Genomic DNA, 19,336 nt, shown 5'->3' with positions numbered 1-19,336 from the left:
TGATACCGCTCATGCAGCCAAGAACATGATCTCTCTTGAGGTGGAGGCCTGCTGCAATAGACCCGGGTGCTTGGTTTCCAGGGTGATGACCTCGCTCTGGTAGGCCAGTGCAGGCATCATCTGCTTCCCATGCTGCAAGAAGTCAGTTACGCCGGCGAACTGCTCATGGGAGATCTTGGACGCGGTGTCCCGGTCGATAGCCAAGCCCTCAATACGCTGGACATTCAGCGCGCGAACATCCGTCTCAAGCTGGGCGAGGGACTCATGAGCGTATTTCACCCCACCTGACTTTGCCTGAACGTGTGACAACGCAAGGCCAAGGTTCACCAGGCGATCTTGCAGCACCCTGATGTCACTCAAGCGTTGAACAGTGCTTGCAGGTATAGCGGCGTGCCGCTCCAGCACGAGCTTGGTGAATTGATACTCTTTGTGGAAATCTGGGATGAGGGCCCTGAGTTGCTGCACATCGCCTTCCTCGCAGAACTGACGAGCAGATAGCAACAATGACCGGAACTGCGCTTCATCCGTGAGCTGGCTGCGCTCATGGGCCTCGCTGACCAGCTTCCATGTTTCAGCAATGGTCTGCGATTGCGCCTGGATCTGCGCGCTGATCTTGTTCAGCTTTTGGCATACGATCACAAACCCTGCCGTGGTCACCGCGAGGTTCAACCCGGTCATAACCAGATTGGCTGTCTGCAAACCTTGCAGCACGCTCATGCTCTGCTGCAGGTGATCCATCCCGGTCTGAAGCGAACCCAATCCATTTGAGAGAGTGTCCTGGAGCTGCTGGAGTTGCGCCTGGGTTTGTTGGCTATCCCCTGGAAAGAGCAGGTGCCCAACAATCTGCCCGCCTTTCCCGGTGCCTTTGGCATAGCGAACTACGCCCCCATGTAACTCATACTCACCACTTTTGAGCTTGGCCAGAATATCCGGAAGGTCTGGCAGAGAACGCAGCAGCTCTTCAGTCATCACAGACATGCGCGTAGTTTCTCCGAATAGGTTGCGAAATCAGCTTCGTATCGGGCCCGGCGAATCTTGGCCACCTGAAGCACCGCGGGAGTGGTGATGCGAAATGCAGGTGACGTGGCTTGGTAGATCGCAGCCCCAGCAGCTCCAAGCGCCAACGGAGGAGCTGCCAACGAGAGCAAGCGTCCACCCACGGCTCCGGCCACGCCCGCAGCGCCACCAGTAGCCGCAATACCGCCAATAGCGCCCGCGGCTGAAATCAAGCCTTTCACGATCTGGGCGATGTACGCCGATAGCTTCGCGATATCCCGATAGTCCACAGCAGCCACGTCCCCGATGTACTTCTTGACCGCCAGACCGATGACCATTTCTTCGATGGCATAGATGTCGGCGGACGAGCCCGGCTTACCGTCGAGCTTTTTAGCCACATCCGTCGCAAGCTCTATGTACTCCACCCCGTTCGACCTGAACAGCGTGGCGATGCTGTTGCTGCCGAACGAGCGGATTTCAGCTTCAAGTACATCAGGAATCGACTGCAGCTCACCCTTCGCCTTGCGGTTGAGAATGGTGGTCTTGATCTTGCTATCCAGAGCCACCCTACCCTTGCCGTTATCGGTAATCAGGTCGGCCAATACGTCCAAATCGGCGCTCAATGCGTTCGACAACAGGTCTTCGAGTGACCGGTTTCGCGGAACAACAAGATCCATACTACCTCCGTTGATTTGCCGGTGCTTGGCCTACCCACAGCGATTGCGTTAGGCCATCATGCATTTCCCGATTCTAGCGGGCACCTGCTACGGTGTCTCGCGAAGCAGAGCCGCTAACAAATCAGGCGCCCACTGGCTTCGTCTACGCTACCAAATCCTGTTGTCCCGCAATCTCAACTTTTACAGAGGCTCATATGGAAGTAGTCCTGCTCGCTCACATCACACTAAACCGCATAGGCTCAGCCAGTGCGGGTGGCGGTTTCCGAAGCCAACGTCAGGTGAGATTTTCAGCGGAAGTGAAAGACACGGATCGTTCAGCCTTGAAGGCCCTAGTGATCGAGATCGCTGAAGCTAATGGCGAATCCACTGGGGCCTTGGAGAGCTTGAGCTATGAACAAGGCTACGCCGGGGAGTTTGTACTCAACATCCAGGGCCCGAGTACTTTCTACAGCACCGCTTACGCTGAATGTCGAATCATCCACGCGCTGAAGGCCAACGGGCGTTACTTTCAGCTGCAGGCGGTAGACGATCGAGACGTCACACCGTTTGTGTCTACCCGGCAGACGGTGTAACTCGTTTAGTCCGACGAACTGCCGTTTGGCTTCGAAAGCCATTCGGCGACTTTGGCGTTGTCACCGGCAGACATGCGCCCTCCACTTCCTCGCCTTACCTCATCAGTGGAGAGCATCGTCCCGTACGTTGCTGGAACTCGGACACGGCCTGAAACAGGCTCTCTGCTTCAATGCGGAGCCGCTCGACCTCCGCATCTGATAGCTTCGCTGCCTGTGCTTCGTGATACCGCCTGAACGCGTCCATCGCCTGGTTCACCAGGGGATTATCAGTTTCTAGAATGGAAAAAATGTACTTATTCACCAGGCGCCCTCCTAGATGCAAATTGTAGGACACAAATCACGTGCAGTAACCGGCAGTGTCCTTACGCTTGAGCGGGCGGTCGACTCAGCGACTGATCTTGGTGTAGAAACCGCTGAACGATGCGACACTTGCAGATTGCACACTCATCCAAACGTGAGGACGAGCCTCGTTCATGAAGAGATTCATTGACCGAAATCCTAAAGAACGAGCTGTTGAGAAGGCTTTCGCAGAGCTCGCGCGTAATGGCTATGAGAGCTGCAACCCTGATCCAGCGGATAAGATTTTCGAAGTGGCGGACAGGTTGAGGCGCGAAGCAGTATTGAGGCAGCGTACTCGCAAACCTGACGACGATAGCAACGAGTGTCTGACCTTCACGCCTGAACCATGAAGGAAGGCCAAACGGTCAAGCCTGGAGCGCACGCTCAGCCACAGCGCGCCTTTTAGGCGACGTCTTTTTCAGCGGTTTTTCGCTCCATTGCCAATCGCCTTGCCAGCCCTACCCCCCACGCCAGAGCCCTGGTCATCGACTCCCCCGGTCGTGAATCAAACGCCTCCTCATGGAGCATCATGCCACTGCGCGCATAGACGCCAATGAACATCTTCGTGCCTCCGAGTCGTGACAATCGCACCTGAACATCAATGGTCGTCCCGTCGTTGAGGTTCTCGTCATGAGTACGGTGATGGAGCGTTGGATCTGCCCAGTTCCAGAAAACGTCACCGCGTATGCGCATGCCACTCTCCTACGACTTTAGTATTAGATAAGTGTCATCACACCTTAGCGCAGTCGGACGGCCATGCAACGTAACAGCCAAAAAATGAACGCGTGATAAGACGGTTGGTGGTTAGCCTTCAATCCGAGCCGTTCCCGAGGGCTCAAATTCTTCTTTCGCAGACGATCGAATCTCTCACCCTGACAGCTAGGCTGCCTTGGAGAGAAAAAACGGGATGACGCACCGAACTCACACCATCCACGTGTCCCATCGCCATTCCCATCATCAGAGTAAATTCACTAAGCGGTAGTAACCGAACTTCCAGGTTGCCCAGTCAAATCACTATCGTTTCTAGCTAGCAATGTCGCCGGGAGCCCTTCGTCTAATAGGCTTGGCCGGGCAGGAAAAATCCGTGAGAATGCCATTTGGCCATCACCCACTGCACGGAAGACATTTATGCCACGGAAGCTCAAAGGGGGCAGCGGCGGCTCGATCGCTCTGTACGCCTTGTTGTTGGTTGTTGCCCTTCTGGCGCAAATTCCCAAACAGGTGTGGATCACCTTAGGCATTTTGGCAGGCATTGCCCTGCTGATTTGGGCGGTCAAGCGTACCTCCCAGAACAAGCGTTATGCTGCGCAGGACGAGGAGGAGGAAGCTCTCGCAGCTGAAGTCGCTGCAGCCACCCAGGCTATGAACTCTCCTAGCCTCACCGTCCAATTCAGCACCGGCACACGCGAGCGCGAGTTCCACACCGTGCAGGTGGGATCAACCTCTGCCAATCAGAGTTTTGCAATCCCGAAACCCAGCGGGAAGCCTGTGGGTGTACGCTGGCTATCTGAAGGCGAAACCATCAATGTGGCCGGGCTGGCTATTCCCGGCGGCCTGATCTATGTCTGCGAACGAGCGACTCCTTTTGGTAACCAAGAGCCGTCTCTTGTTGATGCAACACTTCGTGTAGCACGTTCGCCAATGAGCCTTACCGACCGGCAAATGTCCTACTGGCCAAGCTACAAGGGCATCACCCCCGAAGCTCGGCGAGCCTACCTGCAGTGGCTGGCCGGAGGACGTCGTCAGCCAGCCGACGTGGGTTACGTCTTTCTGTTTTTCTATGGCCTTGAGCGCCGCGCACTCATTGACGCGCCGAACGATCCACAAGCCAAATCCGAACTCCCCGCCATCAAAGCTGAGGTTAAGCGCCTGCTTGAACTCTACGGGGAAAATTCGTCGTTCCGCGGCTATGCAACTCGCTTCCTGGCTCATCTCGACATAGGCTCAGTCCAGTCTCAAAGCTACCTGAGCGAACCACCCGCAACGGGCATGGAGGGCTACGAGCTTCCGATGCCGCTGCGTGTCGCGCTGGGGCAAATGGCAGTGGACAAGCATCCGCTGAACCCAAGCTGGGCGCTAGCCTGGGCGCTTAGCGAGCCGAATATTTCCAGACGCACGCCCGTAACCCGCTGCCCTGAACAATTTGCGGCCCTCTTCAGGAACGAGTTCTCCAAACGCTACCCCAATGGGATTACGCTGGTTCAAAACAAAACCAAACTCAAGATCGCGTATCGACCCGCATCTGCAACCCTCAGCATTCCCGCCGTTGCAATTGGCGATCTCCCAGATGTAGCTGCGACGTCTGGCACTCGCAACAAGCTTCAAGTGATCGTTGATGAGTGCACTGCCGTGCTCGATCCTTACAGTCGATACCTGGGTCGAAATCCCGAAGCAGGCCACAACCTTGAAGCAATATTGCAGCTCCCCACAGAGCTCTGGCCTGCAGAGGCCAAAGCGGAGCTCGAACAACTGGAGCATCGTGTGGGTGGTGAGACCATTTGCATGAGTTTTGGAGAGCTGGCCGGACGCTTCAAATCTGCCGGCGCACTTTCTCGTGACAAGGTCATGGCACTGGCCCGGGCCCTTGAAACAAAGCGGATCGGCCTAGAGCCGGATGTCCTTTCTGGTGGCCGGACGCCAAAGTCCGAAGACACTATTGCTATGTTTGCGTCGGAAGCTGATGAAGGTACCCTTCGTTCGACAGATGCATACAGTGCCGCGGCAGTAACGCTGGATCTGGCCAGCGCTGTAGCCGCCGCTGACGGAGATACATCCCTTGAAGAAGTGAGCCTGCTGTCCGGCCATATCGATTCTTGGGATCACCTTTGCGTGGCCCACCGTAGGCGACTGAAGGCCCACTTGCAGATTCAGCTGAAGCAGCCTCCTACGCTGGCTAGCCTCAAGAAGAAGCTCGAACCGCTGACCGCGGACGCCAAGCGAAAAATCGCCAGCTTCCTAGCTCACCTGGCACAGGCCGATGGGGAGGTCACACCCCAGGAAGTAAAACTGTTAGAGCGCGTTTACAAGTCGCTCTCCCTGGATCCCCAGTTCGTCTACAGCGACTTGCACAGTGCAGCTGTACGCCCTCCTAGCACGGTTGAGGCGGTTGCAAGTGCGGGCACCTTGGACTCAGGCCTTGGCCAACAAGGCAATGCTGGCTTTACCTTGGATATGGACAAGGTTGCCCGCCTGCAGCAAGAAACAGCAGAAGTATCGGCGTTGCTTGCCAACGTATTCAGCGATGAATCTGCCGTGGAGGCAGGGCCTTCTCAGCAACACAATGCCGCCGGCGAAACTGAAGAAAACCTAGTTGACCAGCATGCCACCCTGCACGGCCTGGACGTTGAACACTCTGCATTCTTGCGTCTACTGGTATCGCGAACCGAGTGGAGTCGTGCGGAGCTTGAGGATGCTGCGAGTGACATGGAGCTGATGCTGGACGGCGCGCTTGAGGAGATCAACGAAAAGGCCTTCGAGCTGTTCGAAATGCCTGTGACCGAAGGCGATGATCCCATCGAAATCAACCCCGAAATTCTGGACGAATTAGCCCTATGAGTAAGATACGAGCCAAGGATCGCGACGCGGTCATTCAATCGCTGCGCGCTGGCGTTGTCCCACGCGTGGGTCAGCATCTCATACAGGTTGGCCGGGCGGGCGAGCTCGACTCACTACTCAAGGATGTCGATCGCCTAGCAGATGGTGGCTCGGCATTCCGAGTAGTGGTTGGTGAGTATGGGGCAGGCAAAACGTTCTTCCTGAACCTCGTCCGCGGCATCGCAATGGAGCGTAAGCTGGTGACCATGCATGCCGACCTGAACCCTGATCGTCGACTGCATGCCTCAGGCGGACAAGCTCGTTCGTTGTATTCTGAGCTCGCCAAGAACATGGCCACCCGTACCAAACCAGACGGTGGTGCGCTTCAGGGGATTGTCGAGAAATTTATCTCGCAGGCCAAGTCAGAAGCAAAAACCAAAGGCGTCGAAAGTGAAGTCGTCATCCGTGAGTACCTTGCGGAACTGACCGAGATGGTCAACGGCTACGATTTCGCCGAAGTAATCGCGGCGTACTGTCGCGGCTTTGAAGAAGGCAATGAGCAACTCAAAGCGGATGCAATTCGTTGGCTGCGTGGTGAGTTTTCGACGAAAACCGATGCGCGCGCAGCCTTGGGCGTTCGCACTATCGTTGACGATGCAGCGGTCTATGATCAGCTCAAGCTGCTGTCCCGCTTCGTGCGTTTGGCAGGTTTTGGTGGATTGATGGTCTGTCTTGATGAGCTGGTCAACCTGTATAAGCTCGCAAATACTCAAGCCCGCAATGCCAACTACGAGCAGATCTTGCGGATCCTCAATGACTCGCTGCAGGGCTCGGCTGAAGGACTGGGTTTTGTCCTGGGAGGTACACCTGAGTTCCTGATGGATACCCGCCGCGGCCTCTATAGCTACCCTGCCCTTCAGTCGCGCCTGGCGGAAAATACGTTCGCAAAATCTGGCTTGGTTGACCTCTCGGGCCCGGTCATTCGCCTCAGCAGCCTGACCCCAGAAGATTTTTATGTGCTGCTACAGAAGCTGCGTCATGTCTACGCCTACGGCGAGCCTGAAAAGTTTCTGCTGCCGGATGAGGCCATTCCAGCGTTCATGGCCCACTGCAATCAACGCCTAGGCGAAGCGTATTTCCGTACTCCACGTACAACGATCACGGCGTTCATAAATTTGCTCGCAGTCATCGAGCAGAACCCAACTGCCGATTGGCGCACCCTTTTGGGCGCCGTTGAGCTAACCAAAGATGATGGAGGTCAGCAGGATCTAGAAGTTGAGGCAGACGATGAGCTCGCCAGTTTCAAGCTCTGACTCCTCATCCTTCGAGCGCCTGCATCCGGACATACAGCAATGGATCTGGTCTCAAGGGTGGACATCGTTGCGGGACGCTCAGGAATGGGCTGTTCCCGCGCTGGTTGATGCTGACCGTGATGTGATCATCGCGGCATCTACTGCAGCCGGTAAAACAGAGGCCGCGTTTCTACCCATCCTAACCAACCTTCTCAATCACGCTGATCCTGCTGGAGCGGTGCTCTACATCAGCCCGCTGAAGGCTTTGATCAACGATCAGTGGGACAGATTGAGTAGACTCTGCGAACGCTTGGAGCTACCGGTGGTAGCCTGGCATGGCGATGTTGCAGCCAGTAAGAAACAACGTTTCCTCAAGTCGCCGCACGGCATCCTGCTGATTACACCAGAGTCACTGGAAGCGCTGTTCGTGAATCGTGGTTCCAGCCTGCCCGGGCTTCTCCAGAACCTGCGCTACATCGTCGTAGATGAGCTTCATGCCTTCATTGGCAGTGAACGTGGAAAGCAGCTTCAGTCGCTGATGCAGCGCGTTGAAATCTTGACTGGCAAAGCACTCCCGCGGATTGGACTGTCTGCCACGTTGGGTGACATGTCCTTGGCGTGTATCTTTCTCAGGCCTGGCCAGCCCGATGGCGTCACCATTGTCGAGTCAAAATCCTCTGGGCAGGAACTCCAGGTACAGGTTCGCGGATATATCGAACAACCCATGCAGCAAGTTGCAGCGCGTCCGCGCCCTGCAATTCCAGCCGATCAGCAACCAGCAGAGGATGAACCGGAAGAGAATACATCCGGTTCAAAGGTCGCAATCGCCAGCCATTTGTACAAGGTGCTGAGAGGACACAACAATCTTATCTTTCCGAACCGACGGCAAGAGGTCGAATGGTTCGCCGACCGATTACGCGCGTTGTGTGAGCAGGACGGTGTGCCCAATGAGTTCTGGCCCCACCATGGCAGCCTCTCCAAAGAACTGCGTGAAGATGCGGAACGCGCCCTGAAAGCGGGTGATCCTCCTGCCTCCGCGGTCTGTACCACTACGCTGGAGCTAGGCATCGACATCGGAAACATCCGAGCTGTGGCGCAGGTGGGCTGCCCGCCATCAGTGGCCAGCCTACGTCAACGGCTAGGTCGATCCGGGCGCCGCCCTGGAGAACCTGCGACGCTGCGCGTTTATTGCCGTGAAAGCCCACTGACGGATCAATCCAGTTTGTCTGATCAGCTTCGAGAAGGCCTGGTACAAACCGTCGCGATGATTCGACTGCTGATTGCCGGCTGGTTCGAGCCGCCCCGAGCACAAGGAGTTCATGCCTCGACCCTGGTTCAGCAGTGCCTCTCCTCCATTGCGCAACTTGGCGGCGCAAGTGCGCAGCAGCTCTGGAGCAACCTGGTTGCGAGCGGTAGCTTTGGCAGCGTATCCAAGTTCGACCTGATGTCTCTGCTCAAGAGCATGGGCGAGAAAGAGCTTATCGTTCAGGACAGTTCGGGCCTTCTACTCCCCGGCGAGCTGGGCGAGCGCCTTATCAACCACTATGAGTTCTACACCGCGTTTACCAGCGACGAAGAGTTCCGTCTGCTGCGAGATGGAAAACCGTTGGGATCGTTGCCGGTTAGCCGTCCACTGTCCAAAGGACAGCGCATCATCTTTGGTGGTCGTCGATGGCAGGTGCAGGATGTTGACCTCGAAGCGAAAGTGATCGTGGTTTCGCCGGCGCGCGGTGGCGTTGCCCCGCAATTTGAAGGTCTCGGAGCTCAGGTGCACGACCGCGTCAGGCTTGAGATGAAAAATGTGCTGATGGAAACGGCTCCCTGCCCTTTCCTGGACAAGCAAGCGCAGGCACTTCTTCATGAAGCCAGACTGACGTTCCAGGCCATGGGCCTAGAAAGCTCGCAGTTGATTAGCTCTGAGAGCAGTACTCAGCTCCTGACATGGCAAGGTGACTACACCAACGATGCACTGGCTTTGCTCCTGAATCATGTCGGTATTCAGACTGACAATCGTGGGCTATCGCTTGAGATCGCTTTCAACGAAGAGGACACGCTCCGAGCGCTTCGTACTGTGAGCAGACTCAACCCGGAAGACATCGCACCCATGCTCGACAATGTTGAGAACATGACTCGTGAAAAGTGGGACTGGGCGCTTCCCCGCTCACTATTGATGAAATCGTTCGCCTCAAGTCATCTCAACATCAAAGACGCAATCCTGCTAGCAAGAAAATTCAGCGCAGGTGAGAACCTGACTTTATAAGTGGCAAACCGTGCGCCACTCCTCCTGCAGCAGCAGGCTTACGTGTAGGAATTTTGTAAGTCTAAAAATTAGGTCGCTTTGTCTGCACAGCAACGCTGCCTTTCGATCAGCCGCGTGGCCCCCACATCAGCGGGGGCGTCCCTTCGTCACACTGTCCTGCATGACATCCTGTGTAACGAAAGTACTAGTCCCCCGGATTGGACGATGCAATATCACATTGCTAGCCTTGAGGCTGTTTGTATGGCTGCTAGACAGCTATTGATCGCATGGATGTCTCAACGCGCCGATGTGGGATGGCCAGCTCAAGCTGCCGAGCCCCATGCACTTAGGCGCGGTGATCACCGGGGATCATCCGATTATAGAGATGCGCCGCCAGAGTGAAGCCAATCGCCAGGCAGCCAAAGCCTGAGACTCATGACGACCCAATTGCTCACGTTCGGAGAAGGTATTCGCAATGCCCGCAATCAAGAAACTGACGCTCCAAAACTTCAAAAAATTCGGCTCGTTGACGCTCGATTTTGAAGACGACGTGAACGTACTGATTGGTGATAACGAGACGGGCAAAAGCAGCGTTCTGCTTGCTCTGGATCTGGCCCTGAGTGCAAGCCGCAGCCGGGTAGAAACCATTGGCTATGAATCCCTGCTGTCACAGGCTGCCGTGCGTACATTCCTTCAAGGGCCGCGCACGCTAGACCTACTTCCTGAAGTAGTCGTTGACGTAGCTATCGAAGAAGGCGATGCACCGGGTCTGCATGGCACGCAAAACCTAACCGGTGTCATGACCGACGGCATTCAGATGAAGATTGCCCCGCTGCTCGAAGAATACGGCCCGACGATCATCGACCTGCTGCGCGAAGATCCAGACAACTTCCCCTACGAGTATTACGCAGTAAGGTTCAGCACCTTCGCCGGCGAGCCCCATGTCAGCTATCGGCGCCCGGTGAAACACCTGATGCTGGACAGCTCGCGCATCGACAGTGAGTACGCCGCACGCGAGTACACCCGAACCGTCTTCAGCTTCAATGCTCAACCACCCCAGCGCTTCAACCTTGAAAACCGCTATCGCCGCGGCAAAGAAGCATTCCGTGACACCGAGCTTGCCGCACTCAATGCAGACCTGGGCAACTTTCAATTCGCGGTCAGAACCAGCATCCGCTCGAATCTGGAAACAGACTTGATCATCACCAAGGATGGCATTCCGATCGAAAACCGAGGCAAGGGGGAGCAGTGCTTCATCAAGACTGAGTTCGCATTGCGAAAGCACGATGCCAAGGAGCTCAATGCCCTGCTGCTGGAGGAACCCGAAAACCACCTCAGCCACACCAAGATGAAGCAGTTGGTCGAGCAGCTTGCCGAAACTGCCGGCACGCAGTTGTTCATCGCGACTCACAGCAGCCACATCAGCTCACGGCTCGACCTGCGGCATGCCCTCCTGCTGGGCAGCGATCAGAAGGCAGGGCGTCTTAAAGCGCTGACCCAAAGCACCGCTAATTTCTTCATGAAGGCACCTGATAATAACGTCCTGGAGTTCGCCCTCTCGCACAAGGTGATCCTGGTTGAAGGCGATGCCGAATTCATCCTTATCGAGGAAATGTACAAGCGGGCCACCAATGGCCGCACGCCACAGGCCGACGGCGTGCACATCATATCCATCGGTGGTACAAGCTTTAAGCGCTACCTTGAGCTCGGAAAACTCCTGGGCATCAAGGTGGCCGCAATCCGCGACAACGACGGAAACCATCAGCAGCACTGTGTCGACAACTACGACGGCTGCTTGTACGACCATGCTCGGATCTTCGCCGATCCTGACAACACCCGTTCGACGTTCGAAATCGGTCTGTACCAGGACAACCAGGCCCTCTGCGATGTGCTGTTCGGTGGCACCCGCAAAACGCTGACCGTTCAGGAGTACATGCTCAAGAACAAGGCAGACGCGGCCTTTGAGCTACTGACGCAGATGACTGCTGAGCTCACCACACCTCAATACATCCAGGATGCGATCGCATGGATAAGAGAGTGATCTTTGCGGTAGCCGGCTCAGGCAAAACCACCCACCTGATCAGCCAGCTCAGCCTCGACAGGCGAGCGTTGCTCATCACCTACACCGAGAACAACTACCGCCATCTGCGCAACAGCATCATCAAGAAATTCGGCCTCCTTCCGCCGAATATTGCGCTGATGACTTACTTCGGTTTTCTGCATGCCTTCTGCTTCCGTCCGATCGGGCAGATGCAGTTTTCTACACGCGGTCTGAATTTCAAAAGGCCGCCGGATTTAAGGCTCCCACTTAACAACATGGCGCGGTACCGCGACTCCAAAGGTCGTCTCTACCACAATCGCCTGGCCAAGCTGATCGAGATCAAGGGCCTCCTCCCCGCTGTGAGAACTCGAATCGAACGTTTCTACGATGCGGTCTACGTAGACGAGGTTCAGGATTTCGCCGGCCATGACTTCAACCTACTGCTGGAAGTGTCAGCCGCCCAGGCTGACATGCTATTTGTGGGCGATTTCTACCAACACACCTTCGACACCAGCCGCGACGGCTCGGTCAATCGTACGCTGCATGACGATCTGGGGCGTTACGAGAAAAAATTCAGGGATGCAGGCATCACGGTCGACAAGCAAACCTTGAGCAAAAGCTGGCGATGCGGCACCACCGTTTGTGAGCTCATCCGAGTGCATCTGCAGATCGATATCGGCGCCCATGAGGATCGGGCCACCGAGATCGTCAACGTCGATACGCAGACGCTGGCTGATCAGTTGCATGCCGATCAGTCAGTGGTGAAGCTGTTCTACGAACAGCACTACAAGTACGGCTGCTATTCACAGAACTGGGGAGCCAGCAAAGGGCAGGATCACTACCAGGATGTGTGTGTCATCCTCGGTGCCAAGGCATGGAAGCAATACCTTTCAGGGACGCTCCATGAGTCCGTTGCCCAAACCCGCAACAAGCTTTATGTGGCCTTCTCACGGGCTCGCGGTAGCGTCTATGTGGCGCCTGACAAGCTCTTCAAAGCGTATAAAATTTAGGCCCTAGGGAGTTTGAGACGTAGCTTTGGGACCGCGGTGAAGGGTATTTGATATGCACTGAGGGCAACCCTAGATGGGTTCGAGCCAGGCAAAAAAAAAGCCCGCGATGGAGGAGCGGGCTGGATGATGCATCAAGGAGCTAAATCAACCCTACCCCTTCCAACGTGAAAATCTTGTGATGCCCCGAGCGCGGCATCGTGAGTCTCCTACTGACATCACCCGGTGGTATGTGATGGCTAGAGGTTGCCTGTGAACTCAGGCAAGATCGTGATGGCGAACTGCTAACGGAGAAGTACCATGCGGGAACCTTTTTCCAAGCGAAACGGATACGCCAACGTCCAGGAAGCGGAGATCACCGTTCGAGAAGATGCCCCGGATGAACTCCGCGGGTTCATTCCGCAGTTGACCTACGAATGCGGCCTCAGCCCAAACGGTCTGCGCGCTATTGTTTGCAAAGCCCTGCGCAAGCAGCCTGACCGCAACAACTGGACGGAATATCCTAACGTCGCAAACGAAGTCGAAGACCTGCTTCTGGACTGTAAATGGTACAAGGTCTACGACATCATCGAGCGCATCGTGGATGACCTTGGCGAGCGAAGCTACCGCGCCGAAAATTATGATCATTTCCAAAACGAGCTCAATGAGTTTTTCGTGGAAGGTGGTATTGGCTGGCAGATCGTCGAGGGGCAGATCCAGATGCGTGGCCCCGAGTCCTTCGAGGCAGTGCTCGCCAACGCGAAGCAAACCGCACAAACGTTCGGCCACCCCACTGCCGCCAACGAATTGCACCAAGCCATCTCAGACCTGTCACGTCGCCCCGAGCCCGACCCTACCGGCGCGATCCAGCATGCGATCGCTTCACTGGAATGCGTGGCCCGACACATCACCGGGGATCCCAAAGCGAACCTTGGGATGATCCTTAAACGGCACAGGACAATGTTGCCTGCACCGCTGGACGAGGCAGTTGCCATGGCCTGGGGATACGCTTCCGAGCACGGGCGCCATCTTAGGGAGGGCCGCAACCCCACCTTCCAAGAAGCGGAGCTGCTAGTAGGGCTATCTGCCGCCCTCAGTAACTACATCATCAAAAAGGCGCAACCCGCCTCACCAAAGGATGAGGACGAGTTCTTCTAGGTCGGTCAGGACGGCAGGACACTTTTTAAACCTTGGCCCTTCTTCGAGCCAACGACGAAGACGTCAGCGCGTGCCCGGTAATCTAGACAAGAAACCAGGCACCCCGCGGAGAATTTATCCGAACAAATCCGGGTAGCCATGCATGGTGCCGATGCATCTGGTAGCACATGACTCATGCAGCCCCAGGGAAGCCGAACGCGCGATTTACCACGGCACTGCTTCCAATGATTTTTTGTCACATATCACATTGAAAATGATCGGTAGCATCCTCACTTAAATGAGTGGCGATTCGCCATCAACCCTAAGGATTCATCATGCCTGACAATAAGCACATTACTCACCCCACCGATGCACAGCGTATCGACATCCACGATCCCCAGGAGGTCAGGAACTGGTGCACCTCGCTCGACTGCACCGAGGCTGAACTGAAAGACGCTGTTGAAGCGGTGGGCACCTGGGCCGACCACGTACGCACCCACCTGGGCAAGTGACAGACAGTGCGGCGGATCTTTCGCGGATTCGCCGCCTCATGAATTGCTTTGCTCTGGACGCAATTGAGCAGCTACCACGTGGCAGCAAAACCCGCCTCATACGGCAACAACTGTCGAAACGTCAAAGCCTGTGCGAGCGCTCTAGTCAATTCAGCAACACCACCTGTAAACGTCCGGGTACGGCTGTGAAAGCCTCCATTAGCTCATCGTCGAACGAGGCCTCACATCAATGACTCAAAGGCCCGCACCTCCGCGTCCTTTCGTCTAGCCTCTCAAAGCCAGATTGGTACCGGGATCTCACAGAAAGCTGATTTGAACACTGTCCAAAAAAATGGTTGCGAGGGACGCAGATAGTTTGGTAGTATTATTTTGAGTCAGGAGTGCTGTCACTCATGGTGCGTTGGACGATTGATCCACCTGGCTTACCGAATACAGAAAGGCCGCTTAGCATAAGCGGCCTTTTTTTTGGCTTCAAGGAGGTGGTCAGTGCATCTGCTTTACTTGGATGAATCCGGGCACGAAAAAGACCCGAATACCAACTTTTTCGTAATGGCTGGTTTTGCGATTTTTGAGCGCTCTACGCATTGGCTCGAAAGTCAGATCAGCCCAATTGCAGAACGGTTTAACGCTATCGACCCCGGAAGTGTTGAGTTCCACGGATCTCCCATGTTCAACGGGAAGGATGAGTGGAAGTCATTTGCGCCGGCGGATCGTGTGCAAGCTACAGTCGACATCCTGTCACTCCTAGCTAATCAACAACTGGGTATCCGGGTTTTCGCATCCGTGATCGAAACCTCGACCATGCCAGCCCATCAAATACTTGAGCGTTCTTACGAAGCGGTGGCTCATCAATTTGATAGTTATCTGGCATGGATGTGGTCAAAGCACAAAAATCCCCAACGGGGCCTCGTAATCTGCGACAAGGCCTCCTACGAAATGCGACTCCAGAACCTGTCTACCCTTTTCAAACATTCCGGCCACAGCCAAGGCAAATTGCGAAATTTCGCAGAAGTACCGCTTTTCTTGGACTCAAAAGCCTCACGCTTGATTCAGATGGCCGACCTCATAGCATACTGGATTTTCAGATTCTACCAATCGAAGGATGATCGTGGCTATCGACTTATTGAGCCGCATATTTATCGTCAGGGCCCGGAGCAAGTAGGACTCGTCACAGCTGTTACGCCTCAGACAGTTGCCGCTATGCAGGGCCCTTTCGTTCACAAATGGCCATTCCCTCAGCCCACAGGAACTGAGCTAGTAGCAGCAAACGCTACTCCGGAAGTCGTATAACAGCCAAAAGTGTAGTAGATCGGGTCGAAGCGAGCGGGTACGCGAGTGCGGCATTCGCTTTACTTCCTATAGATGTCCTACGTTGTGCAATGGCGCGCGGCTTTTGCCTCGCCCCATTGTAGAATGTAGCTAGATTACGATTGCCATAGAGAAGCATTCTTTCCACTCAAGCCTAAATATTACAGCGCCATCCCCTTCGGTCGACGTGAACGCCCAGACGAACGCTCACAATCGCCTACTGGGCACGTCGTGCTACGCGCTTAGCAATTCTCGTGTCACTGCAGCTCGCCAGTGAAGCCCCAAGCCCCCGAACAGCTACTTCACAACCATCCCATGAGTCGCTAGATCATTTACAAGTGTGCGACGACGCAGCATGCCTGGGATTTTAAAAATATTTCTATATGCATAGAAAAAACCCACGGGAATGAACAACAAGCCCAAACCAAAAGTTGCAGTTGCAATAATTAATCCAGCAGGAATCGCCGCCAACGCTAACATTACCCCTTTCATGATGCTCGACTTAACAACCTGCTGCATATTATCAAGGTCAAACTCAACCTTGCCGCTCGCCTTTTGAAATGCAATGATGACAATTGATTTTTTGGCAAGGTGCTTATAGTACCAAGTGACAGGAATATCAGTTGCAATCGCCCCATGCCTCTTCAAGTAACCAAGCATAACAACTTCTTTAAAATGAAACGTCTTCCCTGAAGGGTCTTCGCAACGAACCTGACTATAAAGTGCGTCTAGATCTCCGCTTGCCTTGAGATTGTAATTCTTGACAGTCAGTGTAACTTTCTTCAGGTCAGACATACTTTTCCTTAGGCTTTGTACGAAAACCTTTGAAACTCCGTGAAAACCGCTGGAGCCCTGATTTTCCGTAGAGTTCTCGCCTTTTAGGCGAAGGACTCTGCTATGCCCAAGCGATACGAACTTTCTGACGAACACTGGGGCATAGTCGCTGACCTCTTTGCTACAAATCAACGTACCGGACGTCCAAGAGTTGACGATCGCTTGATGCTCAACGGCGTTTTATGGGTGCTGTGCTCCGGCGCAGCCTGGCGGGATATGCCTGAGCGATTCGGCCCTTGGTCGACGGTTTATCAGCGATTTCGAGACTGGCGAAACCAGGGCACCTTCGGTCAAATGCTCAAACGCCTACATGTCAAACTCAACGCTGAAGGCCTGATTGATCTAGACACTTGGTGTATTGACTCAACGGCAGTGAAAGCAACCCGGGCCTCATCTGGAGCAGGCAAAAAAGGGGGGCAGAAGAACCAGCGGACCACGCGCTCGGTAGAAGTCGGGGCGGACTAACTACGAAAATTCATATGGTTTGCGATGCCCGAGGTGTGCCATTGCACTTCACCCTTTCTGGCGGGCAAGCCAGTGACATTTCCCATGCCCAGCCTTTGCTCGATGGCGTTTACCTCCCAACCAAAGGAGGCCGGCCGCGCAAGCGATGCCGAAAATTGCTGGCCGACAAAGGCTACGACTCAGATGCTTTGCGCCGGTACTGCGACCGCTATCACATGCAACCAGTGATTCCTTTCCGAGCCATGAAGCGCAAGCCAAGGCCAGGTTTGCCGCGCCTGCTCGACAGACCAAAGTACAAAGAGCGAAACGTTATCGAGCGGCTGTTTGGGTGGCTGAAGGAACACCGCCGCTTGGGAACCCGCTACTGCAAGCTCGCCCAAAGCTACTCCGCAATGGTCACGCTGGCTTGCTGGCGGCGGTGTCTGCGACATTACTTTTCGTACAAAGCCTAAGCATTAAATATTAGCTATATTAAGGTGCAGATAATGCGGAGCTCGCGGGCATGCGTGCTCGTTCAGTTGGTCTTGGTCGATGCGTAGCAGCCAGCCAAGGCTGCGGGCTAGCGGGAGGAAAGAGATGTCACCCCCCCTCTACAGCTGCCTCTGCAAGCTCAGAAGCAATCACGTAGTGATCGCTTTTAGTCAGGCTACGCACGAGGGTGTAACCATTCACATGGCCGACAACGCGTACCTCGGGGGTGACAATAGTCATTCCGTCGCGATTCACCCCGGACAGGTCGCAATAGACAAGCGCCGCAAAACGATCGCCCACTCGTGCGGCGTCCATGAGAATGGCGTCAACCGTTACACCCCAATTAATGCTGGCAGCCTGCACGACCTGCGGTGGAAGTCCGATCAATTCACAAGCACGCACGCTAGTCGTCCTCCTCAAATAATTTCGACAATTTTGCACGGATCAAACCCGCAGCTTTCTCCCGGATAACCTCTCTGATTTGATATCAGGTGGCACCGACCTAGCACCGTGTCGACTGAATGATGCGTATGACCAAATGCCCAAAAATCGGCCCGCTCGACCAAGCTATGCCAACGGTTGTAATAAGCCGCACTGACATGCCCACCATCCTCGTTGCCCGAAACTTCAGGCAGCGGAGAGTGATGAGTTACCACGAATGTCTTTCCGTCGAATGGCTGGCTCAACTCGCGGTCAAGGAACGCCTTGGTGGTCAGATTCTTGAAAACCAAATCCCCAGGCCGTAAACGACGATAATCCGCGTCCGCACGGATCATTCGGAAGTCATTCATCTCGCGGAAGCACGTTCTCGATGCCGCAGCAACATCTCCTGTGCTCGAAAAATCCGTCCATCCCGTGCCTGCCAGGAACCTTACGCCCCCGATCGTTATCGACTCGTTTTCCATTACATGGACATGCGAGGCTGCCGCAGCCTTCATCTTTTCGACCGTTCTGTTGAGGTTTCCTTTGTAATGCTCATGATTGCCGGCGCAGTAGATCACTGGGCATTTGAAGGCCTCGTTTGCCCACAAAACGCCTTTGGCTTGTATGCCGATGTCGCCGGCCAGCACGACAAGATCAGTCTCGACGTCGGGAGGGTCGAAAGGCTTGAACTCGATGTGAAGGTCAGAGTAGATCAGTACTTTCATTTCTATTGGGGCCTTCGGGTCGCGCTACTGCCGGTACGGCTAACGCAGGGTTTTGCTTGCCTCGCCGCAGGGCAATCTCGACTTATGCATATATTGAGATAAGCGTCTGAGACGGCTGCGCGCGAGCCAAACTGCGCCTTGGGCGTCAAAGGCAATGACTATAGACATTTGCTAGTGACAACGCAAATTCCGCATATCGTTGCGTTTGCCGGGAATGTTCATGTCGCTTCGCACCGCTTATGCTGCAGCACTGCAATTGCTCCGCACGCGCCGCGATAATTCGCAGCGGGATCTGCTAGACGCAGTCGACCCCAGCTATGTCAGTCGTTTGGAAGCAGGTACTCGATCAGTGACGCTGGACGTAAGCCATGAGCTTGCGAAGGCATTGGGAGTGGATCCGATGACCTTGCTGGCACTGGCTTACGCCGCACAGCGCGGACAAACACCCCAACAGATTGTCGATCAGCTTGTGAAAGACCTTGAGTCCACAGGCTTGCTGGGCAGTGAGATCCCGGCCTTGCCTTCAAAAAAGACGCATCCCGTGGTGGCAGCGTCCCTGGAGCTTAGAGCACAGATCAGGGAGCTGATTGATCAGGGGCTTAGTCAGGCAGAGGTTGCTAGGAGACTGGGGGTTTCTAGGCAAACGGTCAGTAATCGTCTGAAGCAGATGTCCTGATGCTCGTGGCATGGCGATGTGCTGATTAGAGGCCTTGCCCCGAATTCGCATAGGTGCTCCGCGACGCGTGGGCGATGGTGATGCTGCTGGATCTTTTCTGCCAAGCGCT

Annotated in this window: 17 protein-coding genes; 11 read left to right on the top strand and 6 right to left on the bottom strand. The window is 55.0% G+C overall.

Annotation, left to right across the window (positions count from 1 at the left end; translation table 11 throughout):
* Window positions 1-9 precede the first annotated feature (9 nt).
* Both KSS94_RS09400 and KSS94_RS09395 read right to left on the bottom strand, forming a co-directional pair.
* Window positions 10-978 carry a hypothetical protein gene (locus KSS94_RS09400; protein ID WP_217842713.1) on the bottom strand — a complete coding sequence of 323 codons (969 nt, stop codon included), beginning with the start codon at window positions 976-978 and terminating at the stop codon, window positions 10-12.
* Window positions 969-1,673 (bottom strand): YaaW family protein, encoded by a 705-nt coding sequence (locus tag KSS94_RS09395; protein WP_217842712.1) that lies wholly within the window; start codon window positions 1,671-1,673, stop codon window positions 969-971. The genes KSS94_RS09400 and KSS94_RS09395 overlap by 10 nt, the downstream gene beginning before the upstream one ends.
* A gap of 194 nt (window positions 1,674-1,867) precedes the next feature.
* On the opposite strand from KSS94_RS09395, the gene KSS94_RS09390 reads away from it, so the two are divergent.
* Window positions 1,868-2,245, top strand: a complete 378-nt coding sequence (locus tag KSS94_RS09390; RefSeq protein WP_217842711.1) for a hypothetical protein — start codon at window positions 1,868-1,870, stop codon at window positions 2,243-2,245.
* A gap of 741 nt (window positions 2,246-2,986) precedes the next feature.
* On the opposite strand, the gene KSS94_RS09385 is transcribed toward KSS94_RS09390, so the two are convergent.
* Window positions 2,987-3,277: a hypothetical protein gene (locus tag KSS94_RS09385; RefSeq protein WP_217842710.1), complete on the bottom strand. Its 291-nt coding sequence runs from the start codon at window positions 3,275-3,277 to the stop codon at window positions 2,987-2,989.
* Window positions 3,278-3,712: 435 nt separating this feature from the next.
* Here KSS94_RS09385 and KSS94_RS09380 point away from each other — a divergent pair, with 435 nt between their 5' ends.
* From KSS94_RS09380 to KSS94_RS09345, 8 genes are all read left to right on the top strand, one after another.
* The gene (locus KSS94_RS09380) at window positions 3,713-6,139 is read left to right on the top strand and encodes a tellurite resistance TerB family protein (protein ID WP_217842709.1); all 2,427 of its coding nucleotides are present in this window, start codon (window positions 3,713-3,715) and stop codon (window positions 6,137-6,139) included.
* Window positions 6,136-7,431 (top strand): ATP-binding protein, encoded by a 1,296-nt coding sequence (locus KSS94_RS09375; RefSeq protein ID WP_217842708.1) that lies wholly within the window; start codon window positions 6,136-6,138, stop codon window positions 7,429-7,431. Before KSS94_RS09380 ends, KSS94_RS09375 begins: the two co-directional genes overlap by 4 nt.
* Window positions 7,432-7,474: 43 nt before the next feature.
* Window positions 7,475-9,670 carry a DEAD/DEAH box helicase gene (locus tag KSS94_RS09370; protein WP_217843553.1) on the top strand — a complete coding sequence of 732 codons (2,196 nt, stop codon included), beginning with the start codon at window positions 7,475-7,477 and terminating at the stop codon, window positions 9,668-9,670.
* 454 nt (window positions 9,671-10,124) lie between these two features.
* Complete coding sequence (locus KSS94_RS09365; RefSeq protein WP_217842707.1) at window positions 10,125-11,690, top strand: ATP-dependent nuclease; 1,566 nt, start codon at window positions 10,125-10,127, stop codon at window positions 11,688-11,690.
* On the top strand, window positions 11,675-12,700 hold the full coding sequence (locus KSS94_RS09360; RefSeq protein WP_217842706.1) for a DEAD/DEAH box helicase: 1,026 nt from the start codon (window positions 11,675-11,677) through the stop codon (window positions 12,698-12,700). The genes KSS94_RS09365 and KSS94_RS09360 overlap by 16 nt, the downstream gene beginning before the upstream one ends.
* Window positions 12,701-12,997: 297 nt before the next feature.
* Window positions 12,998-13,834, top strand: a complete 837-nt coding sequence (locus KSS94_RS09355; RefSeq protein WP_217842705.1) for an AbiJ-NTD4 domain-containing protein — start codon at window positions 12,998-13,000, stop codon at window positions 13,832-13,834.
* Window positions 13,835-14,148: 314 nt separating this feature from the next.
* Complete coding sequence (locus KSS94_RS09350) at window positions 14,149-14,325, top strand: DUF3606 domain-containing protein (protein WP_217842704.1); 177 nt, start codon at window positions 14,149-14,151, stop codon at window positions 14,323-14,325.
* Window positions 14,326-14,811: 486 nt separating this feature from the next.
* Window positions 14,812-15,615, top strand: a complete 804-nt coding sequence (locus tag KSS94_RS09345) for a DUF3800 domain-containing protein (RefSeq protein WP_217842703.1) — start codon at window positions 14,812-14,814, stop codon at window positions 15,613-15,615.
* Between the two features lie 315 nt (window positions 15,616-15,930).
* On the opposite strand, the gene KSS94_RS09340 is transcribed toward KSS94_RS09345, so the two are convergent.
* The gene (locus tag KSS94_RS09340; protein ID WP_217842702.1) at window positions 15,931-16,428 is read right to left on the bottom strand and encodes a hypothetical protein; all 498 of its coding nucleotides are present in this window, start codon (window positions 16,426-16,428) and stop codon (window positions 15,931-15,933) included.
* 102 nt (window positions 16,429-16,530) lie between these two features.
* On the opposite strand from KSS94_RS09340, the gene KSS94_RS09335 reads away from it, so the two are divergent.
* Window positions 16,531-17,384 (top strand): IS5 family transposase gene (locus KSS94_RS09335; RefSeq protein ID WP_217842701.1). Its coding sequence is split into 2 segments (ribosomal slippage): window positions 16,531-16,872 and window positions 16,875-17,384, totalling 852 coding nucleotides; the frame shifts between segments, so codons are not numbered across the junction.
* A gap of 127 nt (window positions 17,385-17,511) precedes the next feature.
* On the opposite strand, the gene KSS94_RS09330 is transcribed toward KSS94_RS09335, so the two are convergent.
* Window positions 17,512-17,805 (bottom strand): hypothetical protein, encoded by a 294-nt coding sequence (locus KSS94_RS09330; RefSeq protein WP_217842700.1) that lies wholly within the window; start codon window positions 17,803-17,805, stop codon window positions 17,512-17,514.
* A gap of 14 nt (window positions 17,806-17,819) precedes the next feature.
* Window positions 17,820-18,551: a metallophosphoesterase gene (locus KSS94_RS09325; RefSeq protein WP_217842699.1), complete on the bottom strand. Its 732-nt coding sequence runs from the start codon at window positions 18,549-18,551 to the stop codon at window positions 17,820-17,822.
* A gap of 220 nt (window positions 18,552-18,771) precedes the next feature.
* Here KSS94_RS09325 and KSS94_RS09320 point away from each other — a divergent pair, with 220 nt between their 5' ends.
* Window positions 18,772-19,227 (top strand): helix-turn-helix domain-containing protein, encoded by a 456-nt coding sequence (locus KSS94_RS09320; RefSeq protein ID WP_217842698.1) that lies wholly within the window; start codon window positions 18,772-18,774, stop codon window positions 19,225-19,227.
* The last annotated feature ends 109 nt before the right edge of the window (window positions 19,228-19,336 follow it).

The sequence above is a fragment of the Pseudomonas fakonensis genome (assembly GCF_019139895.1).
Taxonomy (GTDB): Bacteria; Pseudomonadota; Gammaproteobacteria; order Pseudomonadales; family Pseudomonadaceae; genus Aquipseudomonas; species Aquipseudomonas fakonensis.
The sequence above is the reverse complement of the archived record's forward strand: the minus strand, read 5'-3'. Positions and strand labels throughout refer to the sequence as shown.

Excerpts from the sequence above, each read along its gene's own strand:
- KSS94_RS09400 (WP_217842713.1), bottom strand. The coding sequence starts at position 978 with ATGTCTGTGATGACTGAAGAGCTGCTGCGTTCTCTGCCAGACCTTCCG.
- KSS94_RS09395 (WP_217842712.1), bottom strand. The coding sequence starts at position 1,673 with ATGGATCTTGTTGTTCCGCGAAACCGGTCACTCGAAGACCTGTTGTCG.
- KSS94_RS09390 (WP_217842711.1), top strand. The coding sequence starts at position 1,868 with ATGGAAGTAGTCCTGCTCGCTCACATCACACTAAACCGCATAGGCTCA.
- KSS94_RS09385 (WP_217842710.1), bottom strand. The coding sequence starts at position 3,277 with ATGCGCATACGCGGTGACGTTTTCTGGAACTGGGCAGATCCAACGCTC.
- KSS94_RS09380 (WP_217842709.1), top strand. The coding sequence starts at position 3,713 with ATGCCACGGAAGCTCAAAGGGGGCAGCGGCGGCTCGATCGCTCTGTAC.
- KSS94_RS09375 (WP_217842708.1), top strand. The coding sequence starts at position 6,136 with ATGAGTAAGATACGAGCCAAGGATCGCGACGCGGTCATTCAATCGCTG.
- KSS94_RS09365 (WP_217842707.1), top strand. The coding sequence starts at position 10,125 with ATGCCCGCAATCAAGAAACTGACGCTCCAAAACTTCAAAAAATTCGGC.
- KSS94_RS09360 (WP_217842706.1), top strand. The coding sequence starts at position 11,675 with ATGGATAAGAGAGTGATCTTTGCGGTAGCCGGCTCAGGCAAAACCACC.
- KSS94_RS09355 (WP_217842705.1), top strand. The coding sequence starts at position 12,998 with ATGCGGGAACCTTTTTCCAAGCGAAACGGATACGCCAACGTCCAGGAA.
- KSS94_RS09350 (WP_217842704.1), top strand. The coding sequence starts at position 14,149 with ATGCCTGACAATAAGCACATTACTCACCCCACCGATGCACAGCGTATC.
- KSS94_RS09340 (WP_217842702.1), bottom strand. The coding sequence starts at position 16,428 with ATGTCTGACCTGAAGAAAGTTACACTGACTGTCAAGAATTACAATCTC.
- KSS94_RS09325 (WP_217842699.1), bottom strand. The coding sequence starts at position 18,551 with ATGAAAGTACTGATCTACTCTGACCTTCACATCGAGTTCAAGCCTTTC.
- KSS94_RS09320 (WP_217842698.1), top strand. The coding sequence starts at position 18,772 with ATGTCGCTTCGCACCGCTTATGCTGCAGCACTGCAATTGCTCCGCACG.